Source organism: Aminobacter sp. MDW-2, assembly GCF_014250155.1.
Lineage (GTDB): Bacteria > Pseudomonadota > Alphaproteobacteria > Rhizobiales > Rhizobiaceae > Aminobacter > Aminobacter ciceronei.
In genome coordinates this window covers 4810672-4830619 of the sequence record NZ_CP060197.1, presented here as the reverse complement: position 1 = coordinate 4830619, position 19948 = coordinate 4810672, and the positions used below count along the sequence as shown (strand labels likewise).

Sequence of the window (19948 nt, the reverse complement as noted above, 5' to 3'; positions counted from 1 at the left end):
TCTGCTGGACACTCGTCTGGCTGCGAGATCAGGCATCCGGGCGCAGGCGAAACCTGCGCCCGGCCCGCACTATCCCTTTTTGTTCAGCTGCTCGACGCTTTCCTTCGTGTTGGCGATGATGTGCTCGAGCTTTTCGTGCATGGCACGCCCGGCCTGTTCGGCCTTCGCCACCACGTCGGATCCGTCGACCCGGACATGCTGGCCAGATTTCACGACCAGGACGCCGTCAACGATGACGGTGTCGACGTTGCGTGCGCCTCCCGAGAAGACCAGGGAGAAATACGGATCGATCACCGGCGCGATGTTGAGATCGGTCTTGCGGACCAGAATGATGTCGGCCTTCTTGCCCGGCGTCAGCGAGCCGATCTCCCGATCGAGGCCGAGGGCCCTGGCGCCTCCGAGCGTAGCGATTTCAAGGATCCGTTTCGGCTCAAGCGTCCGGTCGACGTCGGCACGCTGCTTGTGGGACCATTGCAGCGCCCGCATGACGGTGAAGAAGTCGGCGGTCGCCATGGCGCTCGACGCGTCGACGGACAGGCTGAGGCTCGCACCCAACTGCTCGAGCTCGGCGAACTGAATGTAGCCATTCCTGACCGTCGAGTAGGGGATCTCGATCGCTGGCGACATCGAGAACTGCACGTTCTTGGCAACGAGCGTGTTGCGCTCTTCTTCGGTCAGTCCTTGGGTATGGATGAAGAGGATATGGGGCCCAAGCAAGTCGTGCTTGTCCATGAAGGCAACCAGCCCGTGGGCGGTATTGCCGTAGTGGAGCGAAATTGGCAATCCGAGCTCTTTTGCAAACCGCGCTTCTGCGACGAACTTGTCGTCGTCGCCGCCGCTTTTCAGGATGTCCGGGGCGGGCGTCTGGAGGTTGACGCCGATCGTGATGAGGGGGTGTCCTGTGGCCCACTGCTTGCGCACCGCTTCGACGCCGTTGGTGTCGAGGCGTTCTCCGCGGCCTGGCGTTCCATAGGAGTACCGAGTGCGGACTCCGAGATCGATCGAGGCGCGTATCTCGGCGTTGGCGTGCTCGACCGAACGGGTGTTGTGGCAGAAGTTGTTGATGCAGGTGGTGCCGGAGAGAACCGCTTCCAGAAGCCCGAACCTTGCCGAAGCGGACGCGTCGTTCGGCGTGCACAGCGGGGCTGCCCTGTTGGTCGTCGGGAAGTAACCCCGGACCGGATCGTCGCCTCTTATCGAACCGCGCAGGAAGGCATTCCAGAGATGGGAATGTGTGTCGACGAAGCCAGGCATGACGATCATGTCGGTGGCATCGACCGCCTCGATCCCCGCAACACTCAGTTTCTCGCCGACCGCAACGATCCGGCCATCCTTGACGTGAACCTCGCCGCTGGCGAAATCACCAACGTCCCCATCCATGGACAGGATGTGACCGGCGCGAATGACGAACTCGTTGCCCAATGCCGGATTTCCGGCTGCAGCGCCCTTGGTCTGCGCACTGCTGCCGACGGGCGCGGCAGCGGCGGCGCCCATGGCCAGCGTTGCCTTCAGAAACCCACGACGGCCGATCTTCAATGCAGGTGCTCCGCTATCCGTGGAACCGGAATGGCTCATAAAGTTCCTCCCAATCAGCACTCAAATTATTTTGAGCTTAAATTTTTTAAGTCTAAAATAACCTAGCGTCAATGCAGGTGTCCCTGCGCTATGGAGAGGCTCATGAGGTGGCCGAACAGGCTCGCGGCAGGCTGCGGGGTGCCATGCCAGCCCTCTCATTTCCACGTCGGTTCGGCCAGCACCGCCGCAACGAAATCGCGCAGGCCGGCGGCGACAAAATCCTCGACCCGCCCCTGCGGGTCGAAACCCCACCACAACAGCGAGCCTTGCCACTGCGAGGCCATCAACAGGCCGATGCCCATGGGCGCTGCGGCAACAGCTGTGAAGCGCTCGTCGAGGGCGGCCGACAGTGCCGCCTTCCAGGCAGCGCCGCGCGCCCTGAGCACGGGATCGCGCAGATCCTCGCGCAGCACCAAGAGACCTTCGGCATAGGTTTCGATGCCGCCATAATCCGACAGGCCGACAAGCAAGGCGATTGCACCCTCGGGCGTTTTCGGCGTCGAGGCGGCGAGCGCCGCCGTCTTGGCGTCGAGCCCGTCCCAGGCATGCAGAAGCGTTGCCTGCTTGAGCCTGGCTTTGGTCCCGAAGCGCTGCACCAATGTCGCCGGCGACAGGCCGCAGGCGCGCCCCAGGCTTTCGAAGGTCAGCGCGTCGGGGCCATGCTCATGCAGCAGCCGCGAGCCAGCGACCAGGACCTCTTCGTCGGACAGGGTTTTACGGCGGGGCATCTTGACCTTTATTTATAAACGAATATTCATTTATATATCGCTTCGAAGCCGATGACCAGCCTGCGAAAGAAACACTCTCGGGAGAGATCGATGACACTGCAAGGAAAAGTAGCGCTCGTTGCCGGCGGCAGCCGCGGCGCGGGCAGGGGCATTGCCACGGAACTGGGCGCGGCCGGCGCCACCGTCTACGTCACCGGGCGGACGACGCGCGACCACCAGTCCGAATACCAGCGGCCGGAGACGATCGAGGAGACGGCGGAGGCCATCGAGGCGCTTGGCGGCACGGGCATTGCGGTGCGCGTCGACCACCTCGTTTCCGACGAGGTGCGTGATCTCGTCGCGCGCATCCGCAAGGAACAGGGTCGTCTCGACATCCTGGTCAACGACATCTGGGGCGGCGAAAAACTGTTCGAGTGGAACAAGCCGGTGTGGGACCACAATCTCGACAACGGTCTCAGGATGCTGAGGCTGTCGATCGACACCCATCTGATCACCGCCCATCACGCGCTGCCGCTGATGATCGAAAAGCCCGGCGGGCTCCTGGTCGAGGTCACTGACGGCACCGCCGAATACAATGCGGTGAACTATCGCCTGTCACCCTTCTACGACCTGTGCAAAGCGGCGGTGCTGCGCATGGCCTGGGCGCATGCCAAGGATCTTGCCCCGCATGGCGCGACCTCGGTGGCGATCACGCCGGGCTGGCTGCGCTCGGAAATGATGCTGGAGCATTTCGGGGTCACCGAAGCCAACTGGCGCGACGCGCTTGAAAACGTCCCGCATTTCGCCATTTCCGAGACGCCGCGCTTCGTCGGCCGTGCGGTCGCGGCCCTTGCGACCGACCCCGATGTGGCGCGCTGGAACGGCCAGTCGCTGTCGAGCGGCGGCCTGGCGCAGATCTATGGCTTCACCGACCTCGACAACTCCCGGCCCAACGCCTGGCCTTACGTCGTCGAGGTGCAGGATGCCGGCAAGCCGGCCGACACGACAGGTTATCGCTGACCCCGCATTCCAGCTCCCGCCAGTCCGACCGCGTGGCGAAGGCCGGCCGGCGGCGCTATCATGGCGTCGCCTGATGGGGGATGCGGTCATGGGTGCCAGTCTGGAAAATCTCGCGACGCCGAGCCTGATCCTCGACGAGACGATCATGCTCCGCAACATCGAGCGGCTGGAGCGCCGGCTGGCCGCGCTCGGAGTGTCGGCGCGGCCGCATCTGAAGACGGTCAAGTCGGTCGACGCGGCCAGGCGCGTGCTGCGCAACGCCAAGGGCGCGACGGTCTCGACGCTCCGGGAAGCCGAGGTCTTCGCCGAGGCCGGCGTCACCGACATCCTCTATGCCGTCGGCATTGCGCCGCAGAAATTGCCGCGCGTGCTCGCCATCAGGGCCAAGGGCTGCGATCTGGTGGTGGTGCTCGACTCGCTTGACCAGGCGCGCGCCACAGCCGAGGCCTCGCGCAAGGCGGGGCACGCGATCCCCGCTTTGATCGAAATCGACTGCGACGGCCATCGATCCGGCCTCGCGCCTGACGACCCTAAGGTCGTCGAGATCGCCAGGATCCTTGTCGACGGCGGTGCTGAACTGCGCGGCGTCGTCACCCATGCCGGCGAGAGTTATGGCGCGCGCGGCGAGGCAAGCCTCATCGCTTTCGCCGAACGGGAGCGCGACGCCGTGGTCGTGGCGGCAGCACTGCTTGGTGATGCCGGTTTCGCCTGTCCGGTGGTCAGCGTCGGGTCGACACCGACGGCGCATTTCGCCCGCAACCTCATTGGGGTGACCGAGCTGCGCGCCGGTGTCTATGTCTTTTTCGACCTGGTGCAAACAGGCATCGGCATCTGCGGGCTGGAGGATATCGCGCTGTCGGTGCTGACCACTGTCATCGGCCACCAGCACGAGCGCGGCTGGATCATGATCGATGCCGGCTGGATGGCGCTGTCGCGCGATCGCGGCACCGCGTCCCAGACGATCGACCAGGGATATGGCGTGGTCTGCGACATCGACGGCCAGGTGCTCGACGGCCTCATCGTGACTATCACCAACCAGGAGCACGGCGTCATCGCCCTCCGGCCGGGCAGCGGGGCGAAACTGCCCGACATGCCGGTCGGCACGATGCTGCGCATCCTGCCCAACCACGCCTGCGCCACCGCGGCCCAGTTCGACGGCTACCATGTCCTCACCACAAGTGGCGGGCTCGACTACTGGACACGCTTCCGCGGCTGGTAAGGGAATTGTCCCGCAGTTTCGCGCCGAGCCGGTCTTGACCATATCCCCTCCGGGGGGATAGCAATTGGGCATGTCAGAACATACTCATACCTCCCATCCCGACACCATCAAGCGGCTGAAACGGGCCGAGGGCCATCTGCGCGGCATCATCGCCATGATCGAGGCGGGCCGGCCGTGCCTCGACATCGCCCAGCAGCTTCATGCCGTCGAAAAGGCCGTCGGCCAGGCTAAGCGCACCTTGATCCAGGATCATCTCGACCATTGCCTGGAGGATGCGGTCGGAAGCCTGCCGCGCGCGCAGCGCCAGTCGATCGACGCGTTCAAGGAAATCACCAAATATCTTTAGGTCACGCCGGCCGTTCTGCCGCCGCGCCCGATGCCGAAGACCTGACTGGCCCTTGGGCCGCCTGTTATCGCCAGAGCCCGTCTCATGCTTCAGATCCTGTCCAACCGAACCTATCGCCATCTGTTTGCAGCGCAACTGATCGCGCTGCTCGGCACCGGTCTTGCCACCGTGGCGCTCGGGCTTTTGGCCTATGAGCTGGCAGGACCGGATGCGGGTGTCGTGCTCGGCACCGCGCTGGCGATCAAGATGATCGCCTTCGTCCTCGTCGCACCTGTGGCCGCAGCCTTTGCCGAGCGGCTGCCCAGGCGGTCGCTGCTGGTCAGCCTCGACCTTGTACGCGCGGCGGTGGTGCTGCTTTTGCCCTTCGTCACCGAGGTCTGGCAGGTCTATGTGCTGATCTTCGTGCTGCAGTCGGCCTCGGCCGGCTTCACCCCGGCATTCCAGGCGACGATTCCCGACGTGCTGCCCGATGAGAAGGACTATACGCGGGCGCTGTCCCTGACCCGGCTCGCTTATGATCTGGAGAGCCTTGTCAGCCCCATCCTGGCGGCAGCGCTTTTGACACTGGTCAGCTTCCACGATCTGTTCGCCGGCACGGTCATCGGTTTTCTTGCCTCCGCAGCCCTCGTGGTCTCGGTGACGCTGCCGAGCCCGAAACCGTCGGTGCCGCGCGGCATCTATGAGCGCACGACGCGCGGCCTGAAGATCTATCTGGCGACGCCAAGGCTGCAGGGACTGCTGGCGGTCAGCATGGCGGTGGCGGCCTCGGGCGCGATGGTGATCGTCAACACCGTCGTCATCGTGCAGGGCGAGTATGGCCTGACGCAGAAGGCGACCGCAGTGGCGCTCGCCGCCTATGGCGCCGGCTCGATGACGGCAGCACTGATGCTGCCCAGAATTCTCGACCGGGTGCCGGACCGCTCGATCATGCTGGCGGGCATTTCCCTTCTGGCTGTCGGGCTTGTTTCCGGCACGCTGGTCCAGGGTTTTGTGTCGCTGCTGCCGCTGTGGTTCCTGCTCGGCCTCGGCTATTCAATGGCGCAGACGCCGGCGGGCCGGCTGCTCCGGCGCTCGTCGCATGCCGAGGACAGGCCGGCGCTGTTTGCCGCGCAATTCGCGCTGTCGCATGCCTGCTGGCTGGTCACCTATCCGCTGGCCGGCTGGCTCGGCGTTTCGGTCGGCCTGCCCATGACCTTCGTCATCATGGCCGGCATCACGGCTGCGGCGGTCGCCACGGCTCTCTCGCTGTGGCCGTCATCTGACCCCGACATCGTCGACCATCACCATCATGGCCTCGCCGATGACGACCCGCACTGGAGCGAAGGCGGACACCGTCATGGCCACCGCCATGCCCATGGCTTCGTCATCGACACTTTGCACCAGCAATGGCCGCGCCACGGCTGAGGCGCCAAGCGCGCGTGCCGCAGTGACTTTGCGGCGGCATTGTGGCATGGCGCTGACATGAAGGGGATGCGGCTCATCTTGCGGGACAGGCTGTCGGCTGGCGCCATCGCCGGCATGATCGCCTTCATGCTTGTGTTCCAGGCGCTGCTTTCGGGTTTTGCCTCCGGCGCCATGGCCGCCTCCGCCGCTGATCCGCTCGGCGTCATCTGCACCATCGAGGGCATGGGCCCGGCCGGCGGCGACAAGCAGCCCGCCCGCAGCCCGGCCGACTGTCCCTGCGGCACGCTCTGCCAGCTGGCGGTCGCGACGACGCCCGGCCTGCCGGGCGGGCAGCTTGCCTTCATTCTCGAACGGCCCGAAGCCGCCGGCACCGTCATTGCCGAACAAAGCCTGCCGGCACCTCAAGGCCAACGCGGCCTGATCGCCGAGGCGAGGGCGCCTCCGTCCTTCTCCGTCTGACGTCGAAACCTGCCGACCCGCGCGGCCGGCATTTCCACCGATATGGAGAAAAAAATGTCCGATACGACCCTCGGACGGGAGAACGCCGTCGCGCGCTCCGCGTCCAACCTCTACCGCGCCGTCTGGCGCTGGCACTTCTATGCCGGGCTGATGGTGCTGCCCTTCATGATCACGCTCGCCGTTTCAGGCGCGCTCTATCTGTTCAAGGACGAGATCGACACGGCAGTCTATTCCGAACTCAAGCGTGTGACCGTCGCGCAGACGAAAGTCTCGCCCGAAATCATGGTCGATGCCGCCCTCGCCAACTATCCCGGCACGGCGGTGAAATATCTCGACCCGGCGACCCCTGAGAGTTCGGCCGAGATCACCGTCGCCACAGCCGATTTTGGCAAGCTCGCCGTCTATGTAAACCCTTATGACGGAGCCGTGCTCGGCGCCTTGCCCGATCGCGGCACCATCATGTGGACCATCCGCTATCTGCACAGCCTGAAATATTTCGGCGACGGCGCGCGTATGGTGATCGAACTCGCCGGCGGCTGGTCGATCCTGCTTGTCGGCACCGGCATCTATCTCTGGTGGCCGCGCGGCAAGAAGGGTGTCGTCACCGTGCGCGGCAAGCCGGAAAACCGCATGTTCTGGCGCGACCTGCATGCGGTGACCGGCCTGTTCGTTGGCGTCTTCATCGTCTTCCTGGCGATAACAGGCATGCCATGGTCGGGCGTCTGGGGCGAGAAGGTCAATGAATGGGCCAATGGCAGCAATTTCGGCTACCCCTCCGGCGTGCGCGTCGACGTGCCGATGTCGGGCGAACATCTCGACCATGTCGCCAAGACGTCGTGGTCGCTGGAGCAGGCCAGGCTGCCGGAATCGTCTGCTGCCGCGGGCACGCCGATCGGGCTGAACAGGGCCGTCGAGACTTTTGACAGGCTCGGGCTGCATCGCGGCTATACGGTGGCGATCCCAGGCAAGCCCACTGTCGTCTACACCGGCTCGGTCTATCCTGACGCTGCCAGCCAGCAGCGGGTGATCCATCTCGACCAGTATAGCGGCGAGCCGCTGATCGACATGGGTTTTGCCGACTACGGCCTCGGCGGCAAATGGATGGAGTGGGGCATCTCGGTGCATATGGGCCAGGAGTTCGGCCTGGTCACCCAGCTCGTGCTGCTCGCCGCCTGCCTCGGCATCGTGCTTCTGGCCGTCTCTGCCGGGGTGATGTGGTGGAAGCGCCGTCCCGCCGGTTCGCTCGGCGTGCCGCCGCTGCCCGAGGACCCGAAAGTGTTCCGCGGGCTGATCGCCATCCTCGCCATTGGCGGCATCGCCTTTCCGCTCGTCGGCATTTCGCTGCTGGTGATGCTGGCGCTCGACTGGGCGGGAATGCGGGCGATGCGGCCACGCTTCGCCTGACATGCTTTGCCTGGCAGGGGGGCGGCCGCCGCTTGATCGGCGGCGGCCGCCTTGGCGCAGCTCAGTCGTCGGGCTAAGCTCACGCGCCGGCGTCATCGGCCGGGAGCAAGCGAGGACCAACATGCGGAGAGCATTTCTGGCAGCACTGCTGACGCTGACCATCGCCACGCCTGTGATGGCGACCTCGGGGCCGGGCTGCCTTGTGGTGGTCAATGTCGCTGGCAATGATGCGCTCAACATGCGGGCGCGGCCCTCGGCCAATGCCCGCATCGTCGACGTGCTGCCGCCTGAGACGCACGGCATCATCCATCTCGACGCCGCCTGCCGGCCGGCGAGCGCCCCTTGGGCGAGCCGCTGGTGCCCGGTCACCCATTACAATGGCGACCGCACCACCAAGGGCTGGGTCAAGGCGCGTTTTGTCCGCGACAGCGACTGCCCGTAAGGCTCGAACGGCTTTCGCCAGCAAGCTGGACCAACCGGCTTTGCTTGACCCGTGGCCTGTCCTGGGGCACTGACGCCGTCCCGAAAAAGCCCTCGATCCAGGACTGGCCCAAGACCGGGATCGGTCCAAGGTCAAGGCTGGGCCAAGACAAGAACAGGCAAGACAATGACAACCGGCAAGCATGGCGGCCATGCAGGCATCGCCTTTGCGCTCATCGTGACAAGCACCGTGCTCGGCATCGCCGGCACCGACCTCGTGCTGCCGGCCGTGCCTGGCTTGCCCGAGGTGCTGGGCGGCACCTATGCCCAGGCGCAATTCGTGCTGGCGGCCTTCGTCACCGGCGCTGCAGTTGGCCTGCTGGCCTTCGGCACGCTCGGCGCGCGTTATGACCAGCGCCGCTTGCTGGTCGGCTCGCTTGTCGCCTATGGCCTGGTCTCGGCGCTGGCCGGCTTCAGCACCTCGCTCGACATGCTGATCGGCCTGCGCTTCCTGCAAGGGGCGGCGGGATCGGCCGCGGCGGTGTTCGCACCGGGCATGATCCGCGCGCTCTATGGCGACGAGCGCGCCATAGGCAAGCTCGGCCTGCTCGGAAGCATCGAATCGCTGACCCCTGCCTTGGCGCCGGTAGCCGGTGTCTGGCTGTTGTCGGTCGCCGGCTGGAATGCCTCGTTCGAGGTCATCGCCGCACTCGCGCTGCTGCTTGCCGCGGCCGTCGCCACGCTTGGGCGGCACCTGCCCGCTGTCGTCAGCGGCCGCCGCAGCGGCGGCTATGCCCATCTGCTGCGCAACGCCACCTTCCTGCGCTATGCGGTGAGCCATGCCTTCACCCTGGGGGCTCTTCTGGTGATCGTCTTTGCCGCACCGACGGTGTTCGTCGCGGCCCTTGGCGCAGGGCTCAGCGATTTCATCGCCATGCAGCTGACCGGCATCGCCACCTTCATCGTTGCCGCCAATGCCACCGGCAGGCTGACGGCGCGTTTCGGCGCCGAACGGATGATCTGGTTCGGCACTGCACTTTCAGCCCTCGGCGGCGTGGCGATGCTCGCCTATGCGCTGATCGGCGGGGCGAGCACGCTGGTGGTGACCGCACTGTTCGTGCCGTTCAACTTCGGCCTCGGCTTCCGTGGTCCGCCCGGCTTCCACCGCGCGGTGGTTGCCGCGCATGGTGACGATGCCCGCGGCGCAGCCCTCGTGGTTGTCGCCATCCTCGGCACGACGGCGGCCGGCACGGCAGTCGTCGCGCCCTTCATCACGCTTGGCCTGTTGCCGCTGGCGCTCGCCGCAGCGGCACTGGTGTTGGGCGCGTTGCTGCTGCTGGCACTGATCCCGCCGCTGCCCGAGCGCTGAGCCGCCGGGCCTGGTTCCGGCCAACCGTCTTGGCCAGCCATAGTTCTTGATTTCGTCGCTCAACCGGCTGATGGTCCGGCCATGGAGTGGCGCGACGAAGGAATCATCCTCGGCACCCGCAGGCATGGCGAAACCTCCGCCGTGCTGGAGGTGATGACGCGCGCCCATGGCCGGCATCTCGGCCTGGTGCGCGGCGGCCGCTCGCGCAAGCAGCAGCCGGTGCTGCAGGCCGGCAACCGCGTCGAGCTGATCTGGCGCGCCCGCCTCGACGAACATCTCGGCACCTTCCAGGCCGAGCCGATCGAGCTCAACGCAGCCAGGCTGATCGACAGCGCGGTTGCCGTCTATGCGCTGCAGACACTCGCCGCCCATCTCCGGCTGTTGCCCGAGCGCGACCCGCATGCCGGCCTCTACGAGACGCTGGCGATCCTGATCGAACATCTGAGCGATGCCGACGCCGTCGGCGAACTCGTCGTGCGCTTCGAGCTGCTGGTGCTCGATGAACTCGGCTTCGGCCTCGATCTCACCGAATGCGCCGCCACCGGCGCGCTCGAGGAGCTGACCTATGTCTCGCCGAAGTCGGGCCGCGCCGTGTCGCGCGCCGCCGGCGAGCCATGGCGCGACAAGCTGCTGCCGCTGCCACATTTCCTGCAGCGCGGGGCGCGGCAGGGCGCCGACCTCAAGGCCATCGAGGATGCCTTCCGGCTGTCGAGCTTCTTCTTTGCCCGCCATGTCTACGAGCCGCGCGGCATCGAGCCGCCGGATGCGCGCGGCGGGCTTCTGACGGCGCTGCGGAAATTCCACGCCGCCCGAGCCATCTCGCCCGGCGCGATTTCCCATGGAGACACTGCCGCATGAGCGAAGTCGAACTGTTCCCCGGCCTGGTGTCTCCGCTTGGCCTGGGCACGATCCCGCATGAGGACGTGCATCTCTATTCCGGCACCGAGCTTTTGCAGCGCGTCGTCGACGGGCTCTACCCCGCGCCGCCGATCGCGGCTGCGATGAATTTCGGCCTGACCGAGGTCGAAACGGGCCGCGCGGTGTTTCGTGGGCTGCCAGGCGACCGCCATCTCAACCCGCTCGGCACGGTGCATGGCGGCTGGGCCGCGACCTTGCTCGATTCGGCGCTGGGCTGCGCCGTGCACAGCACGCTGGACAAGGGCGAGGCCTACACGACTGTCGAGTTCAAGGTGAACCTGACCCGGCCGATCACGCCGAAAACCGGTGAAGTGGTCTGCGAGGGCAGGGTGATCCACAAGGGCCGCACGCTTGCCGTGTCGGAAGCGACGCTGAAGGACAAGGACGGCAAGCTGCTCGCCTTCGGCACCGAAACATGTTCGATCTTTCCGGTCGCCAATCTGGCGGCGCGGTAAGCCGGCCAATCTGAGGGGGAACGGCCATGCTTGAGAGCCTGTTGGGCGTCATCGCCATCGTGGCGCTGTTCATCATCATTTCGAAGCAGCAGAGCCGGCTCGGCCTGCTCGAGCGCGAGTTGGGCGCGCTGCGCTCGCTGGTGCTGTCGGGCGCCGCACCGGCGCCTGCCGCCAAAGCGGCGGAGGCCAGGCCGGCGGAGGTCAGGCCGGCGGAGGTCGCGGCCGAGACGGTGAGCGAGGTGCCCGAGGCGCCGGCGGCGGCTGAACAGCCCACCGCGGCAGCGGCGCCGGAAACGATACCGGAGACAGCCCCTGCCGAAGAGCTTCCCGTGGCGGCGAATGTCGAGGCGGATGCGGCAGCTTCCGGGCCGTGGGCGGCCGCTCGCGCCGCGCCGGCACAGGCAGCCGCGCGTGCTGCGCCCGACATTGAAACAACGCTCGGCACCCGCTGGGCGGTGTGGGTCGGCGGCCTGGCGCTGGCCTTCGGCGCCGTGTTCCTGATCAAGGTTTCCATCGAATCCGGCATCTTCGGTCCCGGCCTGCGCTTGAGCATGGCCGCACTGCTCGGACTGGTGCTTGTCGGCGGCGGCGAATTCATCCGCCGCACCGGCTACCGCGTGCCGATCCAGAATGGCTCCAATGCCTATATTCCGGCGATCCTGACGGCGGCGGGCGCCTTCACCCTGTTCGGCACCATCTATGCCGCGCATGGCATTTACGGCTTCATCGGCGCCGGCCCGGCCTTCGTGCTTCTGGGCATCGTCGGTGTCGCGACGATTGCCGCGGCCCTTGCCCACGGCCAGGCGCTGGCCGGGCTCGGCCTTCTCGGCTCGATGGTGACGCCGGTGCTGGTGGCATCTACGGCGCCGAGCTACTGGGCGCTGTTCGGCTATCTCGCCATCGTCCTGGTGGCGACATCAGCCGTTGCCCGTATCCGCCGCTGGTCGCTTTTGATGGGCGCTGCCTTCATCGGCACCGGCCTGTGGACGCTGCTCTATCTCGCCGACGCCCCGCTGGCGAGCTTCGCCGTCGTGCTGTTCATCAGCGCGGTGACGCTGGGCGCGCTTGCGTTTGTGTGGCTCGGCCGCGACGAGGAGCCATCGGCGCTCGACTGGCCGTCCATGGTGCCGGCCTTTTTCGTCGCCGTGACCGCCGTCGTGCTGTTCATCCACCCGACCTATGCCTCGCTTGGCGGACCGCTGCGCGGCACCATCCTTCTGGTCGGCATGCTGGCGGTGGCGCTGTATCGCCCGCAAGCCTTGTCCTTGCTGTTTGCCGCAGGCATCGCCTCGGTGCTGGTCTATCTGCGCAACGCGCTGGGCGGCACCTTCGACCTCGACCTGCCGATCGGCGCGCTGACCGTCGAGGGGCTGCCGATCGAGGTCGCCGGCTCGTCGCTGACGCCGATCGGCTGGCTGCTCGGGCTGGTCTTTGCAGCGGCCGGCCTGTGGAACGCACGGCGCGAGGTCGTAGCAGCTCCTTGGCGTGCGGCGTCCTGGGCCGGCTGGGGCGTTGCCGTGCCGCTGGCGGTGCTGTTCTCGCTCTGGCTCGCTTATGGCAATCCCGACCGCGATCTCCTGCGCGCGCTTCTCGCCGTTGCCATGGTTGCCGCCTTCGTTGCCGGCGGCGAATGGATCGCCCGCAGCGAGCAGCCGCCGCTGGCCGGAGGGCATGCCGTGTCCTTCGCCCTTGGCGGGGCAGGGGTGTCGCTGCTGCTCGCCCTGCATATGGGTTTCGGCTCGGGCTGGACGACGGTGCTGCTGGGGGCTGCCGCCGCACTGCCGGCGCTGGCGACCAGGCAGCGCTCCTATCCGGTGCTCGGCTGGCTGAGCGTGGCTGCGGCCGTTGCCGTGCTGGCGCGCATCGCCTTCGACCCGACCATCGTTGGCGCCGACGTGCTGGGTACCACGCCTGTGTTCAACTGGATCCTGCCGGGCTATGGCATCCCGGCGGCAGCCTTCGGTTTTGCCGCCTGGCAACTGGCGCGCACCACCAATGGCCGGCCGCGGCTGGTGATGGAGGCGGTGGCGGCATTGTTTGCGCTTTTGACGCTGGCGATGCTGGTGCGTCACGCGATGAATGGCGGCGTCATCACCTCCGACGTGCCGACGCTGGCCGAACAGGCGATCTACACGCTGATCGCGCTTGGCGGTGGCGCCATGCTGGTGGCGCTCGACATGCGCTCGCCGAGCCCGGTGCTGCGCTACGGCTCGCTCGGCATCGGCGTCGTGTCGGTGCTGTCGATCGTCGGCCAGCACTTCCTGGTGCTCAATCCGCTGTTCACCAACGAAAACACCGGCACCATCGTCTTCTTCAACCTGTTGTTCCTCGCCTATCTGCTGCCGGCGGCCGCCGCTGCCGGCCTCGCGCTTTATGCCCGCAACAAGCGGCCGCACTGGTATTCGGCGATGCTGGCGCTGGTCGCAGCCCTGCTGGTCTTTGCCTATGCCACGCTGTCGGTCCGGCGCCTGTTCCAGGGCGAGCATATCGGCATGTGGGCCGGGCTGGGTCAGGTCGAGACCTACAGCTATTCGGCGCTGTGGCTGGTCATGGGCGTCGGTCTGCTCGTCGCCGGCGTGACGCTGAAGTCGCAGGTCCTGCGCATCGCCTCGGCAGCGCTGATCTCGATCGCGGTGGCCAAGGTCTTTTTGTTCGACATGTCCGAACTGGAAGGCGTGCTGCGGGCGCTGTCCTTCATCGGCCTGGGCGGCGTGCTGATCGGCATCGGCCTGTTCTACCAGCGCCTGCTGACGCGGGCGGCACGCTGAACCTGTCGGGCCGGCGTGTCAGCGCCGGCCTCGCTTCCAGCGAGCCAATCTTCACGACGCGTTGCCTTCAGCTGCGGTTCGGTTGATCCCGGGCCGCCGCCTGTCCGCGCGTGTCAGCCCAAGAAAGGCTTAATGAAGATTACCGAAAGGTTACCGCTAAATAGTTGATTTTATTATATTCGATGCAATGTTGCTGCAATGCAGAAGGCTCAGGTTACGCTCGCAACCAATGATATGGTGCACGGGACTTGGCCGGCGGGTTCTCCCCCCGTTGCCGCTGCGTCGAGGCCCCGTCAACGGGCTGCGAGGCTTTGCTTCGCAGCCCCACGCAAATGTCGGAGCAAGATCTATCATGTCCACGCGAAATCTGTTTTTCGTCGTATTCGCGGGCCTCGCGCCTTTCGCCATGCCTGCAATGGCCGCTGATATCGCCCAGAACTATGAGGCGCCGCAGGACTTTTCCAACCAGGCCTATGACTGGTCGGGCACCTATGCCGGCGTCCATCTCGGCTCGGCCTCCTCGGGCTTCCCGAACCCGTTTGCCGACAAGAGCGGCTGGCAGCTCGGCGGCCAGGTCGGCACCAACTTCCAGTCCGGCTCGATGGTCTATGGCGCCGAACTCGAAGGCAGCTACTCCAAGGGTTCGAAATACAATCTCGGCGGCGGCGCCGAATTGCAGCGCACCTGGAACGGTGCGGCCAAGGTCCGCGCCGGTGTCGCGCTTGACCGCACGCTGGTCTACGGCACGGCCGGCTACTCGATGGCCAAGTTCAAGGGCAAGGGCAACGTCATATCAGACGACAAGTGGGAAGGCGGCTACCTTGTCGGCGGCGGCATCGAACAGGCCTTCGACGGCGGCCTCAGGGCCCGTGTCGAGTACAACTACGTCAACTACGGCGACGTCAACGCCGTGGTCAAGGGCGGCGGAAAACGCAGCGAAGACCTCGCCAGCCACAGCGTCAAGCTCGGCCTGAACTACGGCTTCTGATCAGCACTTTCCGGGCGCTCACGTCGCCCGGGAGGAGATTGCCCGTCAAGGCGCTGGCCAGCGTCCCGGTCCTCCAGGGGGACGCGAGCCGCGCCGACAACGCTGACCCATCACATCGAAGACAGGCCCAGCTCCCAATCGGCCTGTTTTCGATGACCGGGCTAGGCCCGGAAAGGATGTCTCATGTCCGTGTCACGGATCCTGGCTTGCGCGATTGCCGCCAGCCTGCTCACAAGCTTGCCGGCGCAGGCCGGCGGCAGCCTGCCCACAAGCCTGCCGGCACAGGCCGGCGGCAGCTACACCGGCAACGCGCCGGTGCTGCTGGTCGGTGGCGGCTATTGGGACGACGATGACGACATCGACTGCGACTGGCCGCGTGACCGCTACGAGCGCCGCCAATGCGAGCGCTGGCGCGACAGGCAGGATCGCCGCGACCGCCACAAGCGCGACAAGGACACCGAAGCCGCCATCGGCCTCGGCATCCTCGGCCTCGCCGTCGGCGCGATCGTCGCCGGATCGGTGGCCGAGCAGAATTCCCGGGATCGCCAGCGCGACCAGTGGAGCGGCCCGTGCCACCGGCGCTACGGCTACGACCGCCGCAGCAACACCTTCATCGGCGAGGGCGGCCGGCGCTTCTACTGTCGATAAGGGCCGGCAGTCGCGTGGTGGCCTTGAATGAATATGCAAAATGGGATATCTGAATATCTTCAAGGAATATTCAGATGCCGCTCTACATCAGAGACAATGAAGTCGATGCCCTGGCTGCCGAGCTGCAGGCGGTCTCGGGTGCCGTAAGCAAGACTGAGGCGGTGCGCACAGCACTTCTGCATGAACTTGCGCGCAACCGCGCCAAGGTGCCGCTGCGCGACCGGTTGGCCAAATTGCAGGCCAGGGCTGCCGGCATCGGCCTGCCCAACAGCGATTTCGACATGAAGAAATTCAGCGACGAGATGTGGGACGGCGAATGATGTTCGTCGATGCGTCGGTCATCGTCGCCATACTGAACCAGGAAGCCGGCTGGGAAGAGCTGGTCAAGCGGCTGGGCGACCTGCCCAGCGCCTTTCATGTTTCGCCACTTGTTCGCTTCGAGGCGGTGATGGCCTTGGCTCGCGCTGCCGCCGAGCCTACGGGACGGAAGCCGACGCCCGACCTCGTCGAGCGGGCGCGTGAACTGGTCGATGACTTCATTGTCGAGATCGGGGCGCTGGACATGGCGATCTCAAGCGATGTCGGTTCGCTCGCCATCGATGCCGGCATGCGCTACGGCAAGGCGGTCGGCCATCCGGCCGACCTCAATTTCGGCGACTGTTTTGCCTATGCCTGCGCCAGGTCGCTGGGCGCAAGGCTGCTCTACAAGGGCAGCGACTTTTCCAGGACCGATGTGGCCTGACCGATCTTGCCTTGCCAAGTTGGCCTGACAGGTACGTCAGGCCAATGGGCAGATCACTCCGCCGGGGCCAGCACCGCCGGCCGGGCGACCGGGCGCTCCTTGATCGGCCAGTGCACGGCGGCGGCAAAGAGGCCAAGGATCACACCGAGCCACCAGACCGGGTTGTAGGACCCGAAATGGTCGTAGAGATAGCCGCCGAGCCAGACGCCGAGGAACGAGCCGATCTGGTGCGAGAAGAAGACGATGCCGCCGAGCATGCCGAGATGGCGGGTGCCGAACATGATGGCGACAAGGCCGTTTGTCGGCGGCACCGTCGACAGCCACAACAGGCCCATGATGATGGCGAAGACGACGACTGATGTCGGCGTCTGCGGCAGCAGCAGGAAGGCGGTCACCAGCGCCGAGCGGGCGAGATAGATCCAGGCGAGGAAATGCGGCTTGGAGTATTTCTGGCCGATGACGCCGGAGGCGAGCGAGCCGATGACGTTGAAGAAGCCGATCAGCGCCAGCGCGATCACGGCATAACGCGCATCGATGCCGATGTCCCTGATATAGGCCGGGAAGTGGGCGGTGATGAAGGCGACCTGGAAACCGCAGACGAAGAAGCCGGAGACCAGAAGGAGATAGCTCTTGTGGCCGAAGGCCTCCGACAGCGCCTGACCGAGCGTCTGTTCGATCTCGGCCTGCGAGACCTTGCCGGAGCGCGAATTGCCGACAAGCGGGATCGCCAGCACCGGGATCACCAGCATGGCGAGCGACATGTAGACCAGCGTGTCGGACCAGCCATAGGCGTCGATCAGGCCCTGGCTGATCGGGGCGAAGATGAACATGCCGGCGGAACCGGCGGCGGTGCCGATGCCGAACACGATCGAACGGTTCCGCGGGTTGGTGTTGCGGGCGAAGGCGGCCAGCACGATGCTGAACGAGCCGGCTGCAACACCGAGGCCGACGAGCACGCCGCCGCCGAGATGCAGCATGCCGGCGCTGTCGGCATGCGCCATCAGATAGAGGCCGAGCGCATAAAGCACGGCACCCAGCGTCAGCACGCGCCAGCTGCCGAAACGGTCGGCGATGGCGCCGAAGATCGGCTGGCCGAGGCCCCAGCACAGGTTCTGGATCGCCATGGCGAGGCCGAAGGTGGTGCGGTCCCAGCCCTTTTCGGCAAGCATCGGCAGCTGGAAGAAGCCCATCGCCGAGCGCGGGCCAAAGGTCAGCGCTGCGATCAGGCAGCCACAAATGATGATGAGCCAGGGTATTTTCGACCCCGACCTGGTGTTCACCGCCGCTGCCGTCATCGTCAAGTCTCCCGTGAGTGGAGTGTTTTTACCCGATCCGCCGCGATGTTCAAAATCAATTGAACTAGGGAAATGGTTCAAGATTTCTGATGTGTCGGGAAGAGAATGGCGCAGCCATTCGTTAGTTGTGCGCTTGGGTGGCCGGGGTGGCGAAAGCCGTGGCCGGGTGCTTGCGCAGCGCCGACAAGCCGCGTTCAATTGGGCGCGTTCAATCGGCGTGGAAGAGGACGGCTTGCGATCCCGGCTCATGGACGACAAGAAGGCAGCGATACTTCAGGAAATCCCCCGCCTGCGCCGCTATGCCAGGGCGCTGCTGCGCGACCGCGATTCCGCCGACGATCTTGTCCAGGACAGTCTCGAGCGCGCGCTTTTGCGCATGGACAACTGGCGAACAGGAGAAAGCCCCAGGAGGTGGCTGTTTACCATCATGCATCATCTCTTCATCGACCAGATGCGCAAGGTCAGCCGCCGCGGCGAAGCGGCGATCCTGCCGCTCGAGGCAAGCGAGGCGCTGGCAACGCCGGCGATCCAGGCCGAGAGCGTCGCCTCGCGCGAGATCGTCGACGCGTTGCAGCAGATCAGCCCCGACCGGCGCGCGGCACTGGTGATGGTGGCGATCGAAGGTTTTTCTTATGCCGAGGCCGCAACCATGCTCGGCGTGCCGGCCGGCACGCTGATGTCGCGCATCGCGCGTGGCCGCGAGGAATTGCGCGGGCTGCTAGACGACCAGGCACGCCGGCGGGCGATAAGGATCGTCGAGAAATGAGCGCGCGCAGCTTCACCGACCGTGACATTCATCTGGCTCTCGACGGCGAGCTGCCCGAGGACGAGCGCGCCGCCTACCAGATGTGGCTGGAAGCCAATCCCGACATGAAGGCGAGGAGCCTGCGTTATGCTGCCGACAACGCCGCCTTGCGCAATTTGTTTGCCGGCGTGCTCGAGGAGCCGGTGCCGGCGCGGCTGGAGGCTGTGGTCAATGGCGAGGGACCCAGGCGTAAGCAGGCGACGCCGTGGTGGCGCATGGCGGCGGCAGCTTCATTGCTGATCGCAGGCGGTCTCGGCGGTTATCTTGCCGGCATGAACGGCCTTGGCATCGGCGGCGATTCCGACGACCGCATGGCCCAATTGGCGATCGCCGCCCACCAGACCTTTGCCGCAGACAAGAACCGGCCGGTCGAGGTCGACGGCAGCGACCAGGCCTATCTGACCGGCTGGCTCTCCAAACGCACTGGCCTCACCCTGGTGGCGCCCGATCTCAGCAAGGACGGCTTCACGCTGCTCGGCGGCCGCCTGGTGCCGGCGGATGGCGCCACCGCGGCGCTGATGCTTTATGCCGACGCCGACGGCAACCGCATCTCGGTCTATGTCGTGGCCGAAGGCACCGAGCGGAGCAAGGGCACCTTCACCCTGGCGAGTGGCGGCCCCGAGGCCGTCTACTGGCAGGATGAAGGTTATGGCTGCGCCATCGTCGGCACGCTGCCGCCCGAGCAGATGGGAACGGTCGCCAGGAACGCCTACAAGCAATTGATCGCCGGGGCGGGGCAGGCGCGGACTTGAGCGTCGGCGTTGGTCGTGTTTGTTTCTCTTGAGCGCAATGGCTTGAGTGTCATGGCCTGATCCTGACGGCCTGATCCTGACGGCCTGATCCTGATGGCCTGCGGTCGTTGGGAGGTCACGGCATGGATCCTGGGGTCTCCGCGACGGAGCTGCGCTCCTGCTCCGCCCCAGGATGACGAAGGTGCGGGAGCGCTCCGCCAATCGCCAACGTTTCCTGTTGGCGGAAGCCTTGAGCCAAGCGTCGGAGATTGGCCGACAACGTCTGCGCCTTCGTCATCCTAGGGCGAAGCAGGGAGCGCAGCGAACTGCGTAGACCCTAGGATCCATGCCGTGACGGTCGAACGGCCACATGCCATCAGGAGAAGCCGGGAGAGACGGCAACGGCTTTGCAGATCATCCACATGCGCAACATGGCGATCACCAGCTGCCATGCCGTGACAGTCGAGTGGCCACACGCCATCAGGTTCAAGCCGGGAGAGATGGCAACGGCTTCATCCATCCACCACGACACGGCGATCACCAGTTGGCGAGATCGGGAAACAGGGGGTGCCGGCACCACCTGATTTCGCCATTCTCCCCATCAGATTCATATGCCCGACCAGCCCCCGCCCATGACACAATAAGGCCCGAATCGAGGCGTGAATGCGCAGGGCA

Annotated in this window: 21 protein-coding genes; 17 read left to right on the top strand and 4 right to left on the bottom strand. The window is 65.8% G+C overall.

What is annotated here, in order from left to right; all coding sequences use genetic code 11:
• Window positions 1–69 precede the first annotated feature (69 nt).
• Window positions 70–1575, bottom strand: a complete 1506-nt coding sequence (locus tag H5P29_RS23910; protein WP_154385034.1) for an amidohydrolase family protein — start codon at window positions 1573–1575, stop codon at window positions 70–72.
• A 155-nt stretch (window positions 1576–1730) separates the two neighbouring features.
• A complete protein-coding gene (locus H5P29_RS23905; RefSeq protein WP_154385035.1) occupies window positions 1731–2303 on the bottom strand; it encodes a TetR/AcrR family transcriptional regulator in 573 nt (190 codons plus the stop codon).
• A 90-nt stretch (window positions 2304–2393) separates the two neighbouring features.
• On the opposite strand from H5P29_RS23905, the gene H5P29_RS23900 reads away from it, so the two are divergent.
• The 15 genes from H5P29_RS23900 (at window position 2394) to H5P29_RS23830 (ending at window position 16442) form a co-directional block, all read left to right on the top strand.
• The gene (locus tag H5P29_RS23900; protein WP_154385036.1) at window positions 2394–3302 is read left to right on the top strand and encodes an SDR family oxidoreductase; all 909 of its coding nucleotides are present in this window, start codon (window positions 2394–2396) and stop codon (window positions 3300–3302) included.
• Window positions 3303–3390: 88 nt separating this feature from the next.
• Window positions 3391–4521, top strand: coding sequence for a DSD1 family PLP-dependent enzyme (locus H5P29_RS23895; protein ID WP_154385037.1), 1131 nt, complete (start codon window positions 3391–3393; stop codon window positions 4519–4521).
• Window positions 4522–4591: 70 nt separating this feature from the next.
• Window positions 4592–4867, top strand: coding sequence for a metal-sensing transcriptional repressor (locus H5P29_RS23890; RefSeq protein WP_154385038.1), 276 nt, complete (start codon window positions 4592–4594; stop codon window positions 4865–4867).
• Window positions 4868–4951: 84 nt separating this feature from the next.
• Window positions 4952–6271: an MFS transporter gene (locus tag H5P29_RS23885; protein WP_154385039.1), complete on the top strand. Its 1320-nt coding sequence runs from the start codon at window positions 4952–4954 to the stop codon at window positions 6269–6271.
• A gap of 66 nt (window positions 6272–6337) precedes the next feature.
• Window positions 6338–6730 carry a DUF2946 family protein gene (locus H5P29_RS23880; protein WP_185910183.1) on the top strand — a complete coding sequence of 131 codons (393 nt, stop codon included), beginning with the start codon at window positions 6338–6340 and terminating at the stop codon, window positions 6728–6730.
• A 54-nt stretch (window positions 6731–6784) separates the two neighbouring features.
• Window positions 6785–8134: a PepSY domain-containing protein gene (locus tag H5P29_RS23875; RefSeq protein ID WP_154385041.1), complete on the top strand. Its 1350-nt coding sequence runs from the start codon at window positions 6785–6787 to the stop codon at window positions 8132–8134.
• Window positions 8135–8255: 121 nt separating this feature from the next.
• A complete protein-coding gene (locus H5P29_RS23870; RefSeq protein ID WP_154385042.1) occupies window positions 8256–8576 on the top strand; it encodes an SH3 domain-containing protein in 321 nt (106 codons plus the stop codon).
• Between the two features lie 165 nt (window positions 8577–8741).
• Window positions 8742–9923, top strand: coding sequence for an MFS transporter (locus tag H5P29_RS23865; RefSeq protein WP_067964187.1), 1182 nt, complete (start codon window positions 8742–8744; stop codon window positions 9921–9923).
• 81 nt (window positions 9924–10004) lie between these two features.
• The gene (gene recO / locus H5P29_RS23860) at window positions 10005–10781 is read left to right on the top strand and encodes a DNA repair protein RecO (protein WP_154385043.1); all 777 of its coding nucleotides are present in this window, start codon (window positions 10005–10007) and stop codon (window positions 10779–10781) included.
• Window positions 10778–11296 (top strand): PaaI family thioesterase, encoded by a 519-nt coding sequence (locus H5P29_RS23855; protein WP_154385044.1) that lies wholly within the window; start codon window positions 10778–10780, stop codon window positions 11294–11296. The genes recO and H5P29_RS23855 overlap by 4 nt, the downstream gene beginning before the upstream one ends.
• 26 nt (window positions 11297–11322) lie before the next feature.
• Window positions 11323–14064, top strand: coding sequence for a DUF2339 domain-containing protein (locus tag H5P29_RS23850; RefSeq protein WP_154385045.1), 2742 nt, complete (start codon window positions 11323–11325; stop codon window positions 14062–14064).
• A 352-nt stretch (window positions 14065–14416) separates the two neighbouring features.
• Window positions 14417–15052 (top strand): outer membrane protein, encoded by a 636-nt coding sequence (locus H5P29_RS23845; RefSeq protein ID WP_154385046.1) that lies wholly within the window; start codon window positions 14417–14419, stop codon window positions 15050–15052.
• A 183-nt stretch (window positions 15053–15235) separates the two neighbouring features.
• Window positions 15236–15700 carry a hypothetical protein gene (locus H5P29_RS23840; RefSeq protein ID WP_154385047.1) on the top strand — a complete coding sequence of 155 codons (465 nt, stop codon included), beginning with the start codon at window positions 15236–15238 and terminating at the stop codon, window positions 15698–15700.
• 74 nt (window positions 15701–15774) lie between these two features.
• A complete protein-coding gene (locus tag H5P29_RS23835) occupies window positions 15775–16020 on the top strand; it encodes a type II toxin-antitoxin system VapB family antitoxin (protein ID WP_154385048.1) in 246 nt (81 codons plus the stop codon).
• Complete coding sequence (locus tag H5P29_RS23830) at window positions 16017–16442, top strand: type II toxin-antitoxin system VapC family toxin (RefSeq protein ID WP_185910182.1); 426 nt, start codon at window positions 16017–16019, stop codon at window positions 16440–16442. Before H5P29_RS23835 ends, H5P29_RS23830 begins: the two co-directional genes overlap by 4 nt.
• Window positions 16443–16495: 53 nt before the next feature.
• On the opposite strand, the gene H5P29_RS23825 is transcribed toward H5P29_RS23830, so the two are convergent.
• Window positions 16496–17737, bottom strand: coding sequence for an MFS transporter (locus tag H5P29_RS23825; protein ID WP_371818588.1), 1242 nt, complete (start codon window positions 17735–17737; stop codon window positions 16496–16498).
• A gap of 247 nt (window positions 17738–17984) precedes the next feature.
• On the opposite strand from H5P29_RS23825, the gene H5P29_RS23820 reads away from it, so the two are divergent.
• Both H5P29_RS23820 and H5P29_RS23815 read left to right on the top strand, forming a co-directional pair.
• Window positions 17985–18503 (top strand): sigma-70 family RNA polymerase sigma factor, encoded by a 519-nt coding sequence (locus H5P29_RS23820; protein WP_154385050.1) that lies wholly within the window; start codon window positions 17985–17987, stop codon window positions 18501–18503.
• Window positions 18500–19294, top strand: a complete 795-nt coding sequence (locus tag H5P29_RS23815; RefSeq protein WP_154385051.1) for an anti-sigma factor — start codon at window positions 18500–18502, stop codon at window positions 19292–19294. Before H5P29_RS23820 ends, H5P29_RS23815 begins: the two co-directional genes overlap by 4 nt.
• A gap of 355 nt (window positions 19295–19649) precedes the next feature.
• Here H5P29_RS23815 and H5P29_RS23810 read toward each other — a convergent pair whose 3' ends face one another.
• Entirely contained in the window at window positions 19650–19853 is a 204-nt protein-coding gene (locus H5P29_RS23810; RefSeq protein ID WP_154385052.1) for a hypothetical protein, read from the bottom strand.
• Between the last annotated feature and the right edge of the window lie 95 nt (window positions 19854–19948).